This is a genomic window from Pseudomonas sp. FW305-28, assembly GCF_017351395.1.
Lineage (GTDB): Bacteria > Pseudomonadota > Gammaproteobacteria > Pseudomonadales > Pseudomonadaceae > Aquipseudomonas > Aquipseudomonas fluorescens_AA.
Map to the genome: position 1 here is coordinate 1 of NZ_JACNDD010000079.1, position 13,127 is coordinate 13,127.

At 61.7% G+C, this 13,127-nt stretch carries 13 protein-coding genes; 8 read left to right on the forward strand and 5 right to left on the reverse strand.

All coding sequences use genetic code 11. The annotated features are described in order from the left end of the window. Positions 1–223: 223 nt before the first annotated feature. Positions 224–541, forward strand: a complete 318-nt coding sequence (locus J4E53_RS18580) for a DUF3509 domain-containing protein (protein WP_103309553.1) — start codon at positions 224–226, stop codon at positions 539–541. Here the strand turns inward: J4E53_RS18580 and J4E53_RS18585 are convergent. Next, positions 538–1,038, reverse strand: coding sequence for a phosphate-starvation-inducible protein PsiE (locus J4E53_RS18585; RefSeq protein ID WP_053125067.1), 501 nt, complete (start codon positions 1,036–1,038; stop codon positions 538–540). The genes J4E53_RS18580 and J4E53_RS18585 overlap by 4 nt on opposite strands. A 322-nt stretch (positions 1,039–1,360) precedes the next feature. On the opposite strand from J4E53_RS18585, the gene J4E53_RS18590 reads away from it, so the two are divergent. Continuing rightward, positions 1,361–1,621 (forward strand): YebG family protein, encoded by a 261-nt coding sequence (locus J4E53_RS18590; protein ID WP_003205410.1) that lies wholly within the window; start codon positions 1,361–1,363, stop codon positions 1,619–1,621. A gap of 74 nt (positions 1,622–1,695) precedes the next feature. Here the strand turns inward: J4E53_RS18590 and J4E53_RS18595 are convergent, their stop codons facing one another. Further along, on the reverse strand, positions 1,696–3,087 hold the full coding sequence (locus J4E53_RS18595; protein WP_060740717.1) for a PLP-dependent aminotransferase family protein: 1,392 nt from the start codon (positions 3,085–3,087) through the stop codon (positions 1,696–1,698). A gap of 342 nt (positions 3,088–3,429) precedes the next feature. On the opposite strand from J4E53_RS18595, the gene J4E53_RS18600 reads away from it, so the two are divergent. The 5 genes from J4E53_RS18600 (at position 3,430) to glyA (ending at position 8,862) form a co-directional block, all read left to right on the forward strand. After that, positions 3,430–4,635 (forward strand): benzoate/H(+) symporter BenE family transporter, encoded by a 1,206-nt coding sequence (locus J4E53_RS18600; protein WP_060740716.1) that lies wholly within the window; start codon positions 3,430–3,432, stop codon positions 4,633–4,635. Continuing rightward, a complete protein-coding gene (locus J4E53_RS18605) occupies positions 4,632–5,804 on the forward strand; it encodes an FAD-binding oxidoreductase (protein WP_103309551.1) in 1,173 nt (390 codons plus the stop codon). The genes J4E53_RS18600 and J4E53_RS18605 overlap by 4 nt, the downstream gene beginning before the upstream one ends. Positions 5,805–5,831: 27 nt before the next feature. Further along, positions 5,832–6,263, forward strand: coding sequence for a Rid family detoxifying hydrolase (locus tag J4E53_RS18610; protein WP_060740714.1), 432 nt, complete (start codon positions 5,832–5,834; stop codon positions 6,261–6,263). A gap of 94 nt (positions 6,264–6,357) precedes the next feature. Continuing rightward, positions 6,358–7,611 carry a threonine synthase gene (thrC, locus tag J4E53_RS18615; RefSeq protein WP_060740713.1) on the forward strand — a complete coding sequence of 418 codons (1,254 nt, stop codon included), beginning with the start codon at positions 6,358–6,360 and terminating at the stop codon, positions 7,609–7,611. A gap of 12 nt (positions 7,612–7,623) precedes the next feature. Further along, complete coding sequence (gene glyA, locus J4E53_RS18620; RefSeq protein WP_060740712.1) at positions 7,624–8,862, forward strand: serine hydroxymethyltransferase; 1,239 nt, start codon at positions 7,624–7,626, stop codon at positions 8,860–8,862. Between the two features lie 138 nt (positions 8,863–9,000). On the opposite strand, the gene J4E53_RS18625 is transcribed toward glyA, so the two are convergent. Beyond that, positions 9,001–10,020, reverse strand: coding sequence for a Glu/Leu/Phe/Val dehydrogenase dimerization domain-containing protein (locus J4E53_RS18625; protein ID WP_060740711.1), 1,020 nt, complete (start codon positions 10,018–10,020; stop codon positions 9,001–9,003). Positions 10,021–10,207: 187 nt separating this feature from the next. Here J4E53_RS18625 and J4E53_RS18630 point away from each other — a divergent pair, with 187 nt between their 5' ends. Then, complete coding sequence (locus J4E53_RS18630) at positions 10,208–11,011, forward strand: SirB1 family protein (protein ID WP_060740710.1); 804 nt, start codon at positions 10,208–10,210, stop codon at positions 11,009–11,011. 162 nt (positions 11,012–11,173) lie between these two features. On the opposite strand, the gene maiA is transcribed toward J4E53_RS18630, so the two are convergent. Together maiA and fahA are read right to left on the reverse strand one after the other, a co-directional pair. Continuing rightward, positions 11,174–11,809 (reverse strand): maleylacetoacetate isomerase, encoded by a 636-nt coding sequence (gene maiA, locus J4E53_RS18635; protein ID WP_103309548.1) that lies wholly within the window; start codon positions 11,807–11,809, stop codon positions 11,174–11,176. Positions 11,810–11,820: 11 nt separating this feature from the next. After that, entirely contained in the window at positions 11,821–13,125 is a 1,305-nt protein-coding gene (fahA, locus tag J4E53_RS18640) for a fumarylacetoacetase (protein WP_103309547.1), read from the reverse strand. Between the last annotated feature and the right edge of the window lie 2 nt (positions 13,126–13,127).

Genomic DNA, 13,127 nt, shown 5'->3' on the forward strand with positions numbered 1-13,127 from the left:
CGGCGCTTGGGCGCCGGGATCATTGTCCGACGGTTTTTCCGGCATGCCACTTGCTAACTCCCTGTAGGCGCTGCCGCAGACTGCGACTTTCGGTTTGAAGCCTGCCCAGCCCTGGAAAATTCGAGATGAACACGATCATGGAATGGCCGATGGTCCAGTGTTGCGAACTAATCCCGATCACGGCCGGTCAACAACTGCACGTTCAATCAGGCGGTGACGCATCATGGACAACCCTTTTCAGATCATTACCGACGCTTTTGCGCCGCACTATCAAATCAACCTGAGTATCCAGGGCCTGGATGGCAGCATCATGCTGACCCTGTCCAAGAGCGGGCGCATCGTCGCCAAACGCATGATCAGCGCCCAGCAACGCAACGACCCGGAGCGGCTCAAGCGCCTGGTGCAAAGCATTCAGTTCGGCATTGCCATCGAGCAGGGCCACAGCGCCGTGGCCATCCTCGAAGCCATGACCGGCGGCGACAACATCAAGCTGCCACCACCGCATGCACAGGGTCCGGCACCTTCTGCCGCCGGCCTTTAAATCTCACCCTTCTCCACTTCGGCATGTTCGCTGGAGCCCGCGCCGACCTTGCGGTGCGGGTGCTCGATCTTCACCGAAGGGAACTGCGACGAAGCGTAGCGCACCACCAGGATCGAAAACGCCAGCAGCAGGATGCCACCGCACAGGTAGATGATCCCCAGGTCGGGCGGGCTGTGGTGGGAAACGTTGGAAATCAGCAACCGCGTCAGCGCGGTGATCGCCACGTAGATCAGAAACCGTACCGGCATATGGTTGGTCTTGAAGTAGATCCCGACCATCGCCCCCAATTCCAGGTAGATGAACAGCAGCAGGATGTCGTCGATCTTGATGTGCCCCGCCTCGAGCATCTGCAAGAACTCCATCACCGCCGCCCACGCGGTGACCGCACCGATGGCGAACAGCGCCAGGTAGTGGAAGGTCTCGACGAACAGGTTTCCCAGGGACTCGGCCAGTTGATGGACGTTCTGGCGCAGGTTCTCGGCCCAGTTTATTTTCACGATGTAGTTTCCTTAGGTCGGTTCGACCGGATGATGCGGATTGGACGTGACGGTTGTTCTGCATGCAGAAAAAAGGCCAGCGACTGAGGATGAGATGGCGATAGGCTGGTATCCGGCACTTTTGGGCGCTTCATTCGGCCTTGTCGCGAGCAAGCTTTGCTCCCACACAAGCTTTGCTCACACACGCTTCGCTCTCACATGCCGAAATCGGTCTACATTAAAAAGCCACTATCCAAAGCAACAGGATTCGCTTATTCTTTTGCCTGTATATAAATACAGTAGTCGCAAAGACAAACCAATGTGAAGGCATGTGAGGTGGTGAATGGCCGTCGAAGTGGTATACCGCAGCAGCCGAGATCTGGAGCGCTTGTTCATGGATAAAGCCGAAGCTGACCGTCATGACAAAATGCTGGAGCTCGCCGAATTGCTGGCCGAAGTGTTGCAAAAAGCCGTTCCATCGCTGAGCGAGCAACAGGTCGAAGAAGCCGGGATCTACATGGCGAAGAATCGGGATGTGTTCGCCAAGGCTTTCAAGAGCCAGCCGGACGCCTTGTCCGAACTGCTCAACCCGTCGGACGAGTAACCCAAAAAGATCGCAGCCTTCGGCAGCTCCCACATGGAACAACCGTGTAGGAGCAGCCGAAGGCTGCGATCTTTTTAGTAATAACGACGCGGATCCGAATCGATCAGGCTCGCCAGCTTCGTCAAGGCGAAGCGCAGTTCGTCCTGACTGGTGGGCGACATCAACACCAACCGCACGCACCGGGTGGTACCTGAACGCTCAGCCTGGAACTGGGTGCCGCTGAGCACCAATACACCGTTGGCCCGGGCAAGCATGGTGAACTCGTCGCTGGTCCATGGCTCGGGCAGTGTCAACCAGACGTGATAGGAGTACGGCTGGGTCTTGAGCTCGAAATTGGCAAAAATTTCCCGGGCGATCGCTTGCCGCCCCGCCGCCTCGTTGCGCTGGATGCGGATCAGTTTCTTGTCCAGGCCTTCGGTAATCACATTGCTGGCCAGCTGCGCCGTCAACGGCGACGGCATCCAGACACTGCTGCGGACCATCGAAGTCAGGCGCGACAGCAATTTCGGCGGGCTGTAGATGTAACCGATGCGAAGCGCCGGCATGACCGATTTCGACAGGCTGGTCAGGTACACCGAACGATCCGGCGCAAAGGCCGACAACGGCTTGATCGACGGATCGGTAGCCAGGAAGCCATAGATGTCATCGTCCAGGATGATGAAATCGAATTCCTCGGCCAGCGCGGCAATCTGGGCCCGACGTTTCTGCGACATGATCGCCGCCGTCGGGTTCTGGCAGGTCGCCACGCACACCAGCATCGCCGGCTTCTCTCGCAGGCACAGTTCGCGCAAGGCTTCGGGGATGATGCCTTCGTCATCCATCGGCACGCCACGCAGGCGACGCTCGAGGCCGTGGGCCAGGGAAATGATGCCGGGATAGCACAGCGCCTCGCAGAGCACCAGGTCACCGGCGTTGGTCAGGGCGCTCATCGCAACCATCAAGCCATGCTGGGCCCCGGCGGTAATCACCACTTGCTGCCATTGCGCGTCGGGCAATGAATGACGCAACCATTGAGCCCCCGCCTCACGATGCGCCGGGTGACCGCCGTCCGGCGCGTAATCCAGCGCGCGCGCGAAATCGGTACTTTTGGCCATGCCCACCAGCGCGCCGCGCAACCAGTACTCCAGGGTCTCGCTGTAGGGCTTGATGATCGAAAGATCAAGCAGTTCGGATTGCCCCAGGTTCAACGGCGCGGCGGCGCTGTTGCTGGCCGGCAGTTCCAGCTGCTTCTGGTTGAGCACATAAGTGCCACGCCCCACTTCCCCCTGCACCAGCCGACGCCGATGGGCTTCGCTATAGGCCCGGCTGATGGTGCCCGGCGTGACATTCAAGGTGGTCGCCAGCTCCCGCAAGGTCGGCAAGCGATCACCCTCGTTCAGCACGCCGTTGTTGATATCGCGCGCCAACGCATCGGCAATCGACAAATACATCGGCTGGCTGAACTCGCTTAGCTGGGGAACCCACATGAATGATCACTGCCCATCGTAGAAATGATGAATATCCGAGCATATCACATGGAGGTTAGGCAACTAATAATTCGACACATTCGGCGAATTGAGTCGATTGATACGATTATTGAATCGTTAATCAATGGGATATGAATAAATTTTTACAGCGAATAATATTCATATAAATCAAATGATTGATCACAAAAACCACTAAAAAACCCCCGTCATGGCAGAAAAATATCTCGTAACAATCCCGCCACCTATTGAATCAACTCAATTCATTCAAATACACTGATCTCGAATCGAAGCAATCGACTCAATCATCCACTGCGGGCTCCTGCCGCGCCAAGTCGAGACATCATGGACACATTCAGAAAGGATCTATCCCTGTCAGCGATCATCGCGGGTTTCATCGCCGTGATCATTTCCTACGCCGGCCCGCTCATCATCGTGTTCCAGGCAGCCAAGGAAGCCCACCTGCCCGATGACGTGGTGTCTTCGTGGATCTGGGCCATTTCCATCGGCAGCGGAATTACCGGCCTGCTCCTGAGCTGGCGCCTGCGTGTCCCCGTCATCACCGCGTGGTCGACACCGGGGGCGGCATTGCTGGTATCGATGCTGCCCACCGTGACCCTGCCCCAGGCCATCGGTGCCTATGTGGTGGCGTCGGTGATCATCGCCGTGGTCGGTTTGTCCGGGGCATTCGACAAACTGATGAGCCGCCTGCCCAAGGCCATTGCCGCCGCCATGCTCGCCGGCATCCTGTTCCGCTTCGGTGCCGAGCTGTTCACGTCGATCAAGCTGCAACCGGCGATGGTGCTGGCGATGATCGCGGCCTACCTGGTCTTCAAGCGTTTTTCACCACGCTACGCCATTCTGTCGGTGCTGATCATCGGCTGCGCGGTGGCTGCCTCGTTCGGTGAACTCAACAGCAACTCGATCACCATCGCCGTGGCCCATCCGGTCTTCATCGCACCGCAATGGAACTGGCACGCGATCATCAACATCGGCCTGCCACTGGCGCTGGTGACCTTGACCGGCCAGTACGTGCCCGGCATGGCTGTATTGCGCACCTCGGGCTACAACACGCCAGCGCGCTCGATCATTTCGGTCACCGCGATCGGCTCGGCCCTGATGGCCCCGTTCGGGTCCCACGGCCTTAACCTGGCGGCCATTACCGCAGCGATCTGCACCGGTCGAGAAGCCCACGAGGACCGCGACAAACGCTACATCGCCGGGATTGCCTGCGGAGTGTTCTACATCCTGATGGGCACCTTCGGCGCGACCCTGGCCTCGGTGTTTTCCGCACTGCCAAAGGAATTGATCGCCTCCCTCGCCGGCCTCGCCTTGTTTGGCGCGATCAGTGCCGGGCTGACCGGGGCCATGGCCGATGAGAAGCAGCGGGAAGCTGCGCTGATCACCTTCCTGGTGACGGCCTCGGGCATGAGCTTCCTCGGCCTGGCCGCCGCGTTCTGGGGGCTGATCTTTGGTCTCGTGGCGCACTTCGTGCTGACCTACACCCGGGAAAGCAAAGCCGCCGCTATCGCCGAGGGCAGCCGACCATGATCGCTCGTTACGACTTCATCGTGGTCGGTGGCGGCATCGCCGGCGTCTCAGCCGCTTATGAACTGGCGGGCCATGGCAGCGTCTGCCTGCTCGAACAGGAACAGCAACTGGCTTATCACACCACGGGGCGGTCGGCCGCGATCTCGATGGAAAGCTACGGCAACCAGCAGATCCGTTCGCTGACCTGTGCGTCCCGACGCTTTTTCGAGAACCCGCCCGAGGGTTTGGCCGAGCATCCGCTATGGGCGCCGCGGGGCGCACTGATCGTGGCCCAGGCGGCACGGGTGGACAAACTCAAAGCGCGTTTCAACGCCGTGCTGGAGCAAGTGCCCACGGCCGAGCTGCTCGACGAAAGGCACGTGCAAGAGCTGGTCCCCTACCTCGCCGAAGGTGCCTGGAGCGCAGGGATCTACGAGCCCAGCGCCTTCGACCTGGATGTGCATGGCATTCATGGGGCTTACCTGAGTGGCCTGCGTGCCCGTGGTGGCGTGGTCAAGCGCGAGACCGAAGTGCTGCGTGGCGAATATCGTGACGGGCACTGGCGCTTGCACACCCGGGACGGCCAGTCCCTGCAAGCCGCCATCGTGGTCAACGCCGCGGGGGCCTGGGCCGATGAAATCGCTGAGCGCTGCGGCGTGCCCAAGGTCGGTGTCCGGCCGTTGCGGCGCACCGTGCTGGCGGTCGACCCGCAGTGCGACGTGCATCACACGCCCTACCTGGGCACGGTGGACGAGGACATTTTCATCAAGCCTGAAGCCGGGCGCCTGATCGTCTCCCCCTGCGATGAAAGCCCGTCGTTGCCCTGCGATGCATTGCCGGAAGAGCTTGACCTGGCCATCACCATGGATCGCCTGCAGAACACCACGCGCCTGCGCCCCCGCTCGATCATCAATAAATGGGCGGGGCTGCGCACCTTCGTCGCCGACCGCTCGCCGGTGCTTGGCCAGGACCCGCAGCAAGAGCGCTTTATCTGGCTCGCCGCCCTTGGTGGCTACGGCATCCAGGCTGCGCCCGCCATTGCACGCCTGTGCAGTCATGCGGCGCTGGGCATCGCCATGCCGGCCGACCTGGCGGCACTGCAACTCAACTACCAGCACTTTTCCCCGGCCCGCTGCCGCGACGAGGAATTTTCCAGCCTGGCCGTCAAGCAGGTTGCCGATTTGCACTAACCCATCCACTTAACAAGGAACGTCACCATGCAAACCACCGCTCAAATCCAGTCCGCCACCAAACCTTTCCTGGGCGAAGAGAACGTCATTTTCACCGACAAGGCGCCACTGCCACTGGGCACCTACTCCCAGGGCATCAAGGTCAGCCACGGGCAGACCATCTACCTGTCGGCACAGACCCCGGTCTCGGCGCTGAACAACGAAGTACTGGCCAAGGATTTCGAAGGCCAACTGCGCCAGACCCTCGACAACCTGGTGCAAATGGCCGAAGCGGCGGGCGGCACCCTGGCGAACGTGGTCAAGGTCACGGCGTTCATCACTGACTTGAGTGAGTTCCCGACCCTCAACCGCGTCATGGAAGAGTACTTCACCAAGCCCTATCCGGCCCGCACCACCGCCGGCGCCAGCGCGCTGGCCCGCAATACCCTGGTTGCCATCGACGCCATCATGGTGATCTGAAACACCTTCTGTCAGCAGAGTGCCCGTCGGTCCGGTGAGCCGGATCGACGTTGGCAAGGAAAGCACCAGCACAGCGTACTTTCAGAGGGTGACCATGAAAAATTCGTACAGAGAGTATGTATTGCAGTGCCTGGTTTGCGATCGAAGCTACCAGCCCCATGAGGTCAGCTACTACTGCCCTCATTGCAACATCGACGGTGCCCTGGACGCGCTTTACGATTACCCGACGCTCAAGCGCGAATGGTCCCGGGACAGCCTGGCCCATGACCACGCCCGTGGCATGTGGCGCTATGACCGCTTGATGCCGTTGAGCTCGACGCAGTTCATTCCACCGTTACTGGTGGGCAATACGCCGCTGTACTCGCGCCCGGAACTGCTCGGCAAAGGTGCCCGGATCAAAGTCTTCGTAAAAGACGAATCGCGGCAACCGACCGGGTCATTGAAGGATCGCGCCAGCGCCCTGGCCGTGGCCCACGCCATGCAGTCCGGTGCACGCACCGTGGCGGTGGCCAGCACCGGCAATGCCGCTTCGGCATTGGCCGGAATGAGCGCCAGCCTGGGCTTGCACAACGTCATTTACCTGCCCAAGAGCGCACCCCGCGAAAAGCTCGCGCAGATGCAAGGCTACGGCGCGGAGATCGTGCTGGTCGACGGGCAATACGACGAAGCTTTCGAACAATGCCTCAACGCTTGCGAAAAACATGGCTGGTACAACCGCACCACCGGGATCAACTCGTACATGAGCGAAGGCAAGAAGACCGTCGCCTTCGAGATGTGCGAACAACTCAACTGGCAGGTGCCGGACCTGGTGTTCGTGCCCGTCGGCAACGGCTGCATCCTGGGCTCGGTCTACAAAGGCTTTTTCGACTTGCTGCAATTGGGCTGGATCGAACGTATCCCACGCCTGATCGGCGTGCAGGCCGAGCACAGCAACTTCATGTACCGCGCCTGGCGCCACGACCGCTCGATGCAGCAAACCGAACGCCTGCCGCCCACCAGCCTGGCCAGCAGCATCAACGTGGCGCTGCCGCGTGATCGTCTCAAGGCCATGCGCGCGGTGACCGCCAGCGACGGCGAGTTCATTTGCGTCAGCGACCCGAGCATTGTCGCCGCCGCTTCCCGATTGGCCGCCAGCACCGGTGTGTTTCCGGAAGCCGGCGCCGCCAGCGCCTTCGCCGGCCTGCTCAAGTACGCAGAAACGCACCCCGACACACCGCAAACCGCCGTGATCCTGATCACCGGCAGCGGTTTGAAAGACACCTCCATTTTTCTATCCGATTCGTCCAAAAGCCAGCCACGGGTGTTGCCACATCACGTGACTGCGCCACCGGCCGAAGCGCTTATCTAAGGAATCCACACCATGAGCCTGCAAAATTTCGATCCCGCCATTGCCCGCCTGATCGACCGCGAGCGCAATCGCCAGGAAACCCACCTGGAGCTGATCGCTTCGGAAAACTACGTCAGCGAAGAAGTGCTCCAGGCCCAGGGCTCCGTGCTCACCAACAAGTACGCCGAAGGCTATCCCGGCAAGCGTTACTACGGCGGCTGCAAGGTCGTCGATGAGATCGAGAACCTGGCCATCGAACGCGCTCGCAAGTTGTTCAACTGCGAATACGTCAATGTGCAGCCGCACTCAGGCTCCCAGGCCAACCAGGCGGTTTTCCTGGCGGTACTTGAACCCGGCGACACGATCCTGGGCATGTCCCTGGCCCACGGCGGCCACCTGACCCACGGCGCCTCGGTCAATTTTTCCGGCAAGCTCTACCGGGCCTTTTCCTATGGCCTGGACACGGAAACCGAAACCCTCGACTACGAAGAAATGGAAGCCCTGGCCCGGGAACACCGGCCGAAAATGATCATCGCCGGGGCCTCGGCCTATTCGCGGACCCTCGACTTCCAGCGCTTTCGCAAGATCTGCGATGAAGTCGGCGCCTACCTGATGGTGGACATGGCGCACTACGCCGGGTTGATCGCTGCCGGCGTGTACCCCTCGCCGGTGGGCATCGCCGACTTCATCACCTCCACCACCCACAAAACCCTGCGCGGCCCCCGCGGCGGCTTGATCCTGGCCAAGGCGCAATACGCCGCCCTGCTCGACAAGACAATTTTCCCGGTGTACCAGGGCGGCCCGCTGATGCATGTCATTGCCGCCAAGGCCGTGGCCTTCAACGAAGCCCTGGGCGACGGGTTCAAGCATTACCAGCAGCGGGTGATCGACAACGCCCGGGTCATGGCCGATGTGCTGACCCGGCGCGGGTTGCGGGTGGTGTCCGGCGGTACCGACTGCCACATGTTCCTGCTCGATCTGCGCTCGATGAACATCACCGGCAAAGACGCCGAGGCGTTGCTGGAAAGCGCCCACATCACCCTGAACAAAAACGCGATCCCCAATGATCCGCAAAAACCGGCGGTCACCAGTGGCATTCGCATCGGCACCCCAGCGCTGACCACTCGTGGCTTTGGTGAAGCGGAATGTGCCGAAGTGGCGAATCTGATCGCCGACCTGCTGGAACAACCGGACAACGCCGCACGCCTGGATAACACCCGACGCCGGGTGATGCATTTGTGTGAATGCTTTCCGGTGTACCTGCTGAGGTAATTGCAGCTGTGGGAGCAAAGCTTGCTCGCGATGAACGATGACTCGGTTAGCCTGAACAATCGCGGCGTCTGCATCGCGGGCAAGCCTTGCTCCCACAGCTAGGCTGCTTCACTGCTACCCATTGCTTCCTTTTGATTTTCAGCGGTACAGCAGGCGCTCTGCCAACTCATCGGCCACCCGCGCCGGTGAGCGCTTCTCCGCCTGGGCGTGGGCGAAGACTTCCGTGAGCCGGGCGCCGATCTTCGACAAATGTGCGGTGATCGTCGACAGTTCTTCGCCGCGATGCTTCAGCGCGACATAGATCAACCCGCCGGAGTTGATCACGTAGTCCGGCGCATAAAGAATCCCGCGCCTTTCCAACTGGTCGGCCACCTGCAGGCTGCTCAACTGATTGTGGGCCGAGCCGGCAACGGCCGAGCAGCGCAGTTGCGCCACGCTGTGGCTGTTGAGCACCCCACCCAGGCCGCAGGGGGCGAGGATGTCGCAGGGGGTGCTGAGCAGGGCGTCGTTGGCGATCGGATGGGCGCCCAGTTGCTCCATGGCCAGTTGCACCTTGCCAGGGTCAATGTCGCTGACCAGCAGTTCGGCACCCGCCGCGTGCAGTTGTTCGGCCAGGGCATAACCGACATTGCCCAGGCCCTGGATCGCCACCCGCAGGCTTTCGAGGTTATCGCTGCCCAGGCGGGCCATGGCGGTGGCACGAATGCCGGCAAAAACGCCCATTGCCGCGTGGGGCGCGGGGTCTCCCGAGGCCGTGGTGCTGGTGACATGGCGGGTCTGCTGGGCGATGCAATCCATGTCGGCCACCGATGTGCCGCTGTCGATGGCCGTGATGTAGCGTCCGTCCAATTGCTCGATGCAACGACCAAAGGCTTCGAACAGCGCCGCCCGACTCTCGACATGGGCCGGACGCATGATCACCGCAACCCCGCCGCCCACGGGCAAGCCGGCCAGCGCCGCCTTGTAGCTCATGCCTTGAGCCAGGCGCACGGCGTCTGCCACGGCACTTTCGTCGTCGGGGTAGGCAAGATAACGACAGCCCCCCAGGGCTGGCCCGGGACGGCTGCAATGAATAGCAATCACCGCCTTCAACCCGGTCGTCGGGTCTACGCTTAGGTGCAGCGATTCAAGGCGGGAGCTTTGCATGAGAGCAAACATCGTAAGGCTCCCGAATCACTTTTGTTTGTTTCGCCAGTATAGGCGTGCAGTCGAAAATTGCTGGAGCACGCCGGAATAAGTCGCCAGGGCGGTCAGTCTTTTTCGGCATAACCTGTGACAGCGGCTGTTCGAGACTGGACGAAAATCCATGGCAGGGCTAAAACGGGAGCATAGCCCGGAGAGTTCGATGAAACCGCGCCAAGCCTTTTTTGACTGTCTGCACCGCTCACCACCGGCGCTGTTCGAAGCGGCGTTGTGGATCGCTGCCGAACATGATCGCGACGTCGACGTCCCGGCCTTGCTGAAGGATTTCAAGGAGCTGCAACAGCGGGTCAGCCATGGCCTGCCGATGCTGCCTGTCAGCGAGCTGGGCCAGCCTTTGTTGCGACGGCTCAATGACCTTGGTTTCGCCCAAGACGACTTCACTCCCCTGCGACCACGCGCGGCGTTGCTGGACCAAGTCCTGGCCCGCAAGCGCGGGCAGCCCCTGGCCCTCGGGTTGATTGCCCTGGAACTGGCCCGTGGCCTGGAAATTCCGATGGTCGGTGTCAATTTCCCCGGGCATTTCCTGTTGAAGGTGCCCGGCGCCGATCACCTGCTCGATCCGTGCGGTGGGCGCCGGTTGTACCCCAATGACTGCCGGGAACTGCTACAGCGCCAATACGGCGCGAACATGCTGCTCAAGGCGGAACACCTGGTCAACGCCGAGCCGATGCAGATGCTGCAGCGCCTGTCGCGCAACCTGCGCCAACTGCATCTGGCGAACGACGATTACATCGCGGCCCTGATCGACGCCGAACGGGTGCTGGAACTGGGCAACGCCAGCGCCGCCGATTACCTGGCCCGCGCCAGCCTGTATCAGCGACTCGATTGCCCCAACGCCGAACGCTTCGACCTGGAGCATGCCCTGATGCTCAGCGACGATCCGATCCAGCGAATCCGACTGACTGAGCGGCTGGGGCATTTGCCGCCGAATTCGGTGGTGCATTGAGCCGGTGGACTTTGTTCCGGAGCGATGACAGCCCTGTGGCGAGGGAGCTTGCTCCCGCTCGGTTGCGCAGCAACCGCCAAAAAGCTTGGGGCCGCTTCGCGTCCCAGCGGGAGCAAGCTCCCTCGCCACAAGATCACTTGGTCGTCAGACCCGTGTGAGCCCTCAGGGGGTATCCGGCTGCTTCGCCGGATGCGCCTGTTGGAACGCTGGATGCCCAGCCGCCAACGCCGAGACCCGACGAATTCGTGGATACGCTTGCAAAGACACATTGAACCGCTCGGCCGCGTACAACTGCGGGATCAAGAACACATCCGCCAACCCCGGCAGCGCGCCGAAGCAGTAGCCGTCGTCGCCAATCAACTGCTCCACCGCCGCCAGGCCCTGGCTGATCCAATGCCCGATCCACTCTGTCACCTGCGCTTCATCGTGGCCCCACTGCCGCAGCTGGTTGAGCACGCTGACGTTGTGCAGGGGATGAATGTCGCAACCGATCAATGCGGCGACCCCACGCTCGTGGGCGCGCACCGCCAGGTCGGCGCTGAGCAGCGGCACCTGGGGATAACGCTCCTCCAGGTATTCGATGATGGCCGGCGATTGCACCAGCAACGCGCCCTCATCGGTACGCAGCGCCGGCACCCGGCCCTGGGGGTTGATCGCCAGGTAGGCCGGCTGGCGATGCTCGCCCCCAGGGGCAGCGATCAGGTTGACGGGCAAGGCCTGGTAATCCAGGCCCTTGAGCGCCAACGCAATGCGCACCCGATAGGACGAGGTGGAGCGGTAGTAGGTATAGAGTTCCATGCACTCCCCCCTCAACGCGCCGGCAGGATCTTGCCCCGGCACTCGCCGAAACCGATGGAGGCGAAACCCTCGCGGCGGCAACGGGCCCGCAAGATGATTTCGTCACCGTCCTCGAGGAATCGGCGCACTTCGCCAGACGCCAGTTCGATCGGTTTCTTACCGCCCTCGGTGATTTCCAGCAGGCTGCCGAATTGATGGTTTTCAGGCCCCGACAAGGTGCCCGAGCCAAACAGGTCGCCGGCCTGCAACTGGCAGCCGTTGACGCTGTGGTGCGCGACCATTTGCGCCACGGTCCAGTACATGTACCGGGTGTTGCTCAGGGTCAGGCGCTGGGCCGGCAGGTTCTGCTCGACCATGGCCTCGGTCAGCAACAGGACTTCCAGTTCGATGTCGAAGGCACCGCCGGCCTGGTCCCGCGTGTCCAGCAGATACGGCAGCGGTTGCGGATCGCCTTCCGGACGGGCCGGTTGCGGGCGGCGGAACGGTTCCAGGGCCTCAGCCGTGACCACCCATGGCGAAATGCTGGTCAGGAAACTCTTCGACAGAAACGGCCCCAGGGGCTGGTATTCCCAGGCCTGGATATCCCGGGCCGACCAGTCGTTGAGCAGGCAGAACCCGCCAATGTGCTCGGCGGCATCGCCAATGGGGATCGGTTCGCCCAGCGCATTGCCCTTGCCGATCCAGATGCCCAGCTCCAGCTCATAGTCCAGCCGCGCACACGGGCCGAAGGTCGGCTCGGTCTGGCCGGCCGGCAGGGTCTGGCCCTTGGGACGGCGCACGTCGGTGCCGGACGGGCGAATGGTCGAAGCGCGACCGTGGTAACCGATGGGCACGTATTTGTAGTTGGGCAGCAATGGATTGTCGGGGCGAAACAGCTTGCCGACATTCTGCGCGTGTTCGATACCCACGTAGAAATCGGTGTAATCGTTGATCCTGGCCGGCAGGTGCATCTGGCAGTCGGCGGCGAGGAGCAGCAGCTTCGCCTCCAGCGCTTCGACCTTGCCGCGCAACGGACTGTCTTCGCGCAACAGTTCCAGCAGTCGTTCACGCAGGGCAACCCGGGCGCTGCGGCCCAGGTCGAAAAACCCATTCAACTGGCCGCCGGCCATGGCTTCGACGGCTTGTTGCGCCGCGCCATCAAACAAGCCCGCTTGCAGCGCCACCTGCAGATCGAAAATCCGCTCGCCAATCGCCACGCCGCAGCGCAAGGCACCGCCATCGACGCTGAAGACACCCAATGGCAGGTTCTGCAACGGGAAGTCGGCGTGGCCGTTGGCACTGGCGACCCAGCTACGGGCAGGGGAACTTTGAGTCATGG

What these genes read in the sequence shown, in the direction of transcription:
- glyA (WP_060740712.1), top strand. Translation starts at nt 7,624, where the DNA reads ATGAGCCTGCAAAATTTCGATCCCGCCATTGCCCGCCTGATCGACCGC.
- fahA (WP_103309547.1), bottom strand. Translation starts at nt 13,125, where the DNA reads ATGACTCAAAGTTCCCCTGCCCGTAGCTGGGTCGCCAGTGCCAACGGC.
- J4E53_RS18595 (WP_060740717.1), bottom strand. Translation starts at nt 3,087, where the DNA reads ATGTGGGTTCCCCAGCTAAGCGAGTTCAGCCAGCCGATGTATTTGTCG.
- J4E53_RS18610 (WP_060740714.1), top strand. Translation starts at nt 5,832, where the DNA reads ATGCAAACCACCGCTCAAATCCAGTCCGCCACCAAACCTTTCCTGGGC.
- J4E53_RS18600 (WP_060740716.1), top strand. Translation starts at nt 3,430, where the DNA reads ATGGACACATTCAGAAAGGATCTATCCCTGTCAGCGATCATCGCGGGT.
- maiA (WP_103309548.1), bottom strand. Translation starts at nt 11,809, where the DNA reads ATGGAACTCTATACCTACTACCGCTCCACCTCGTCCTATCGGGTGCGC.
- J4E53_RS18605 (WP_103309551.1), top strand. Translation starts at nt 4,632, where the DNA reads ATGATCGCTCGTTACGACTTCATCGTGGTCGGTGGCGGCATCGCCGGC.
- J4E53_RS18625 (WP_060740711.1), bottom strand. Translation starts at nt 10,020, where the DNA reads ATGTTTGCTCTCATGCAAAGCTCCCGCCTTGAATCGCTGCACCTAAGC.
- J4E53_RS18590 (WP_003205410.1), top strand. Translation starts at nt 1,361, where the DNA reads ATGGCCGTCGAAGTGGTATACCGCAGCAGCCGAGATCTGGAGCGCTTG.
- J4E53_RS18630 (WP_060740710.1), top strand. Translation starts at nt 10,208, where the DNA reads ATGAAACCGCGCCAAGCCTTTTTTGACTGTCTGCACCGCTCACCACCG.
- thrC (WP_060740713.1), top strand. Translation starts at nt 6,358, where the DNA reads ATGAAAAATTCGTACAGAGAGTATGTATTGCAGTGCCTGGTTTGCGAT.
- J4E53_RS18580 (WP_103309553.1), top strand. Translation starts at nt 224, where the DNA reads ATGGACAACCCTTTTCAGATCATTACCGACGCTTTTGCGCCGCACTAT.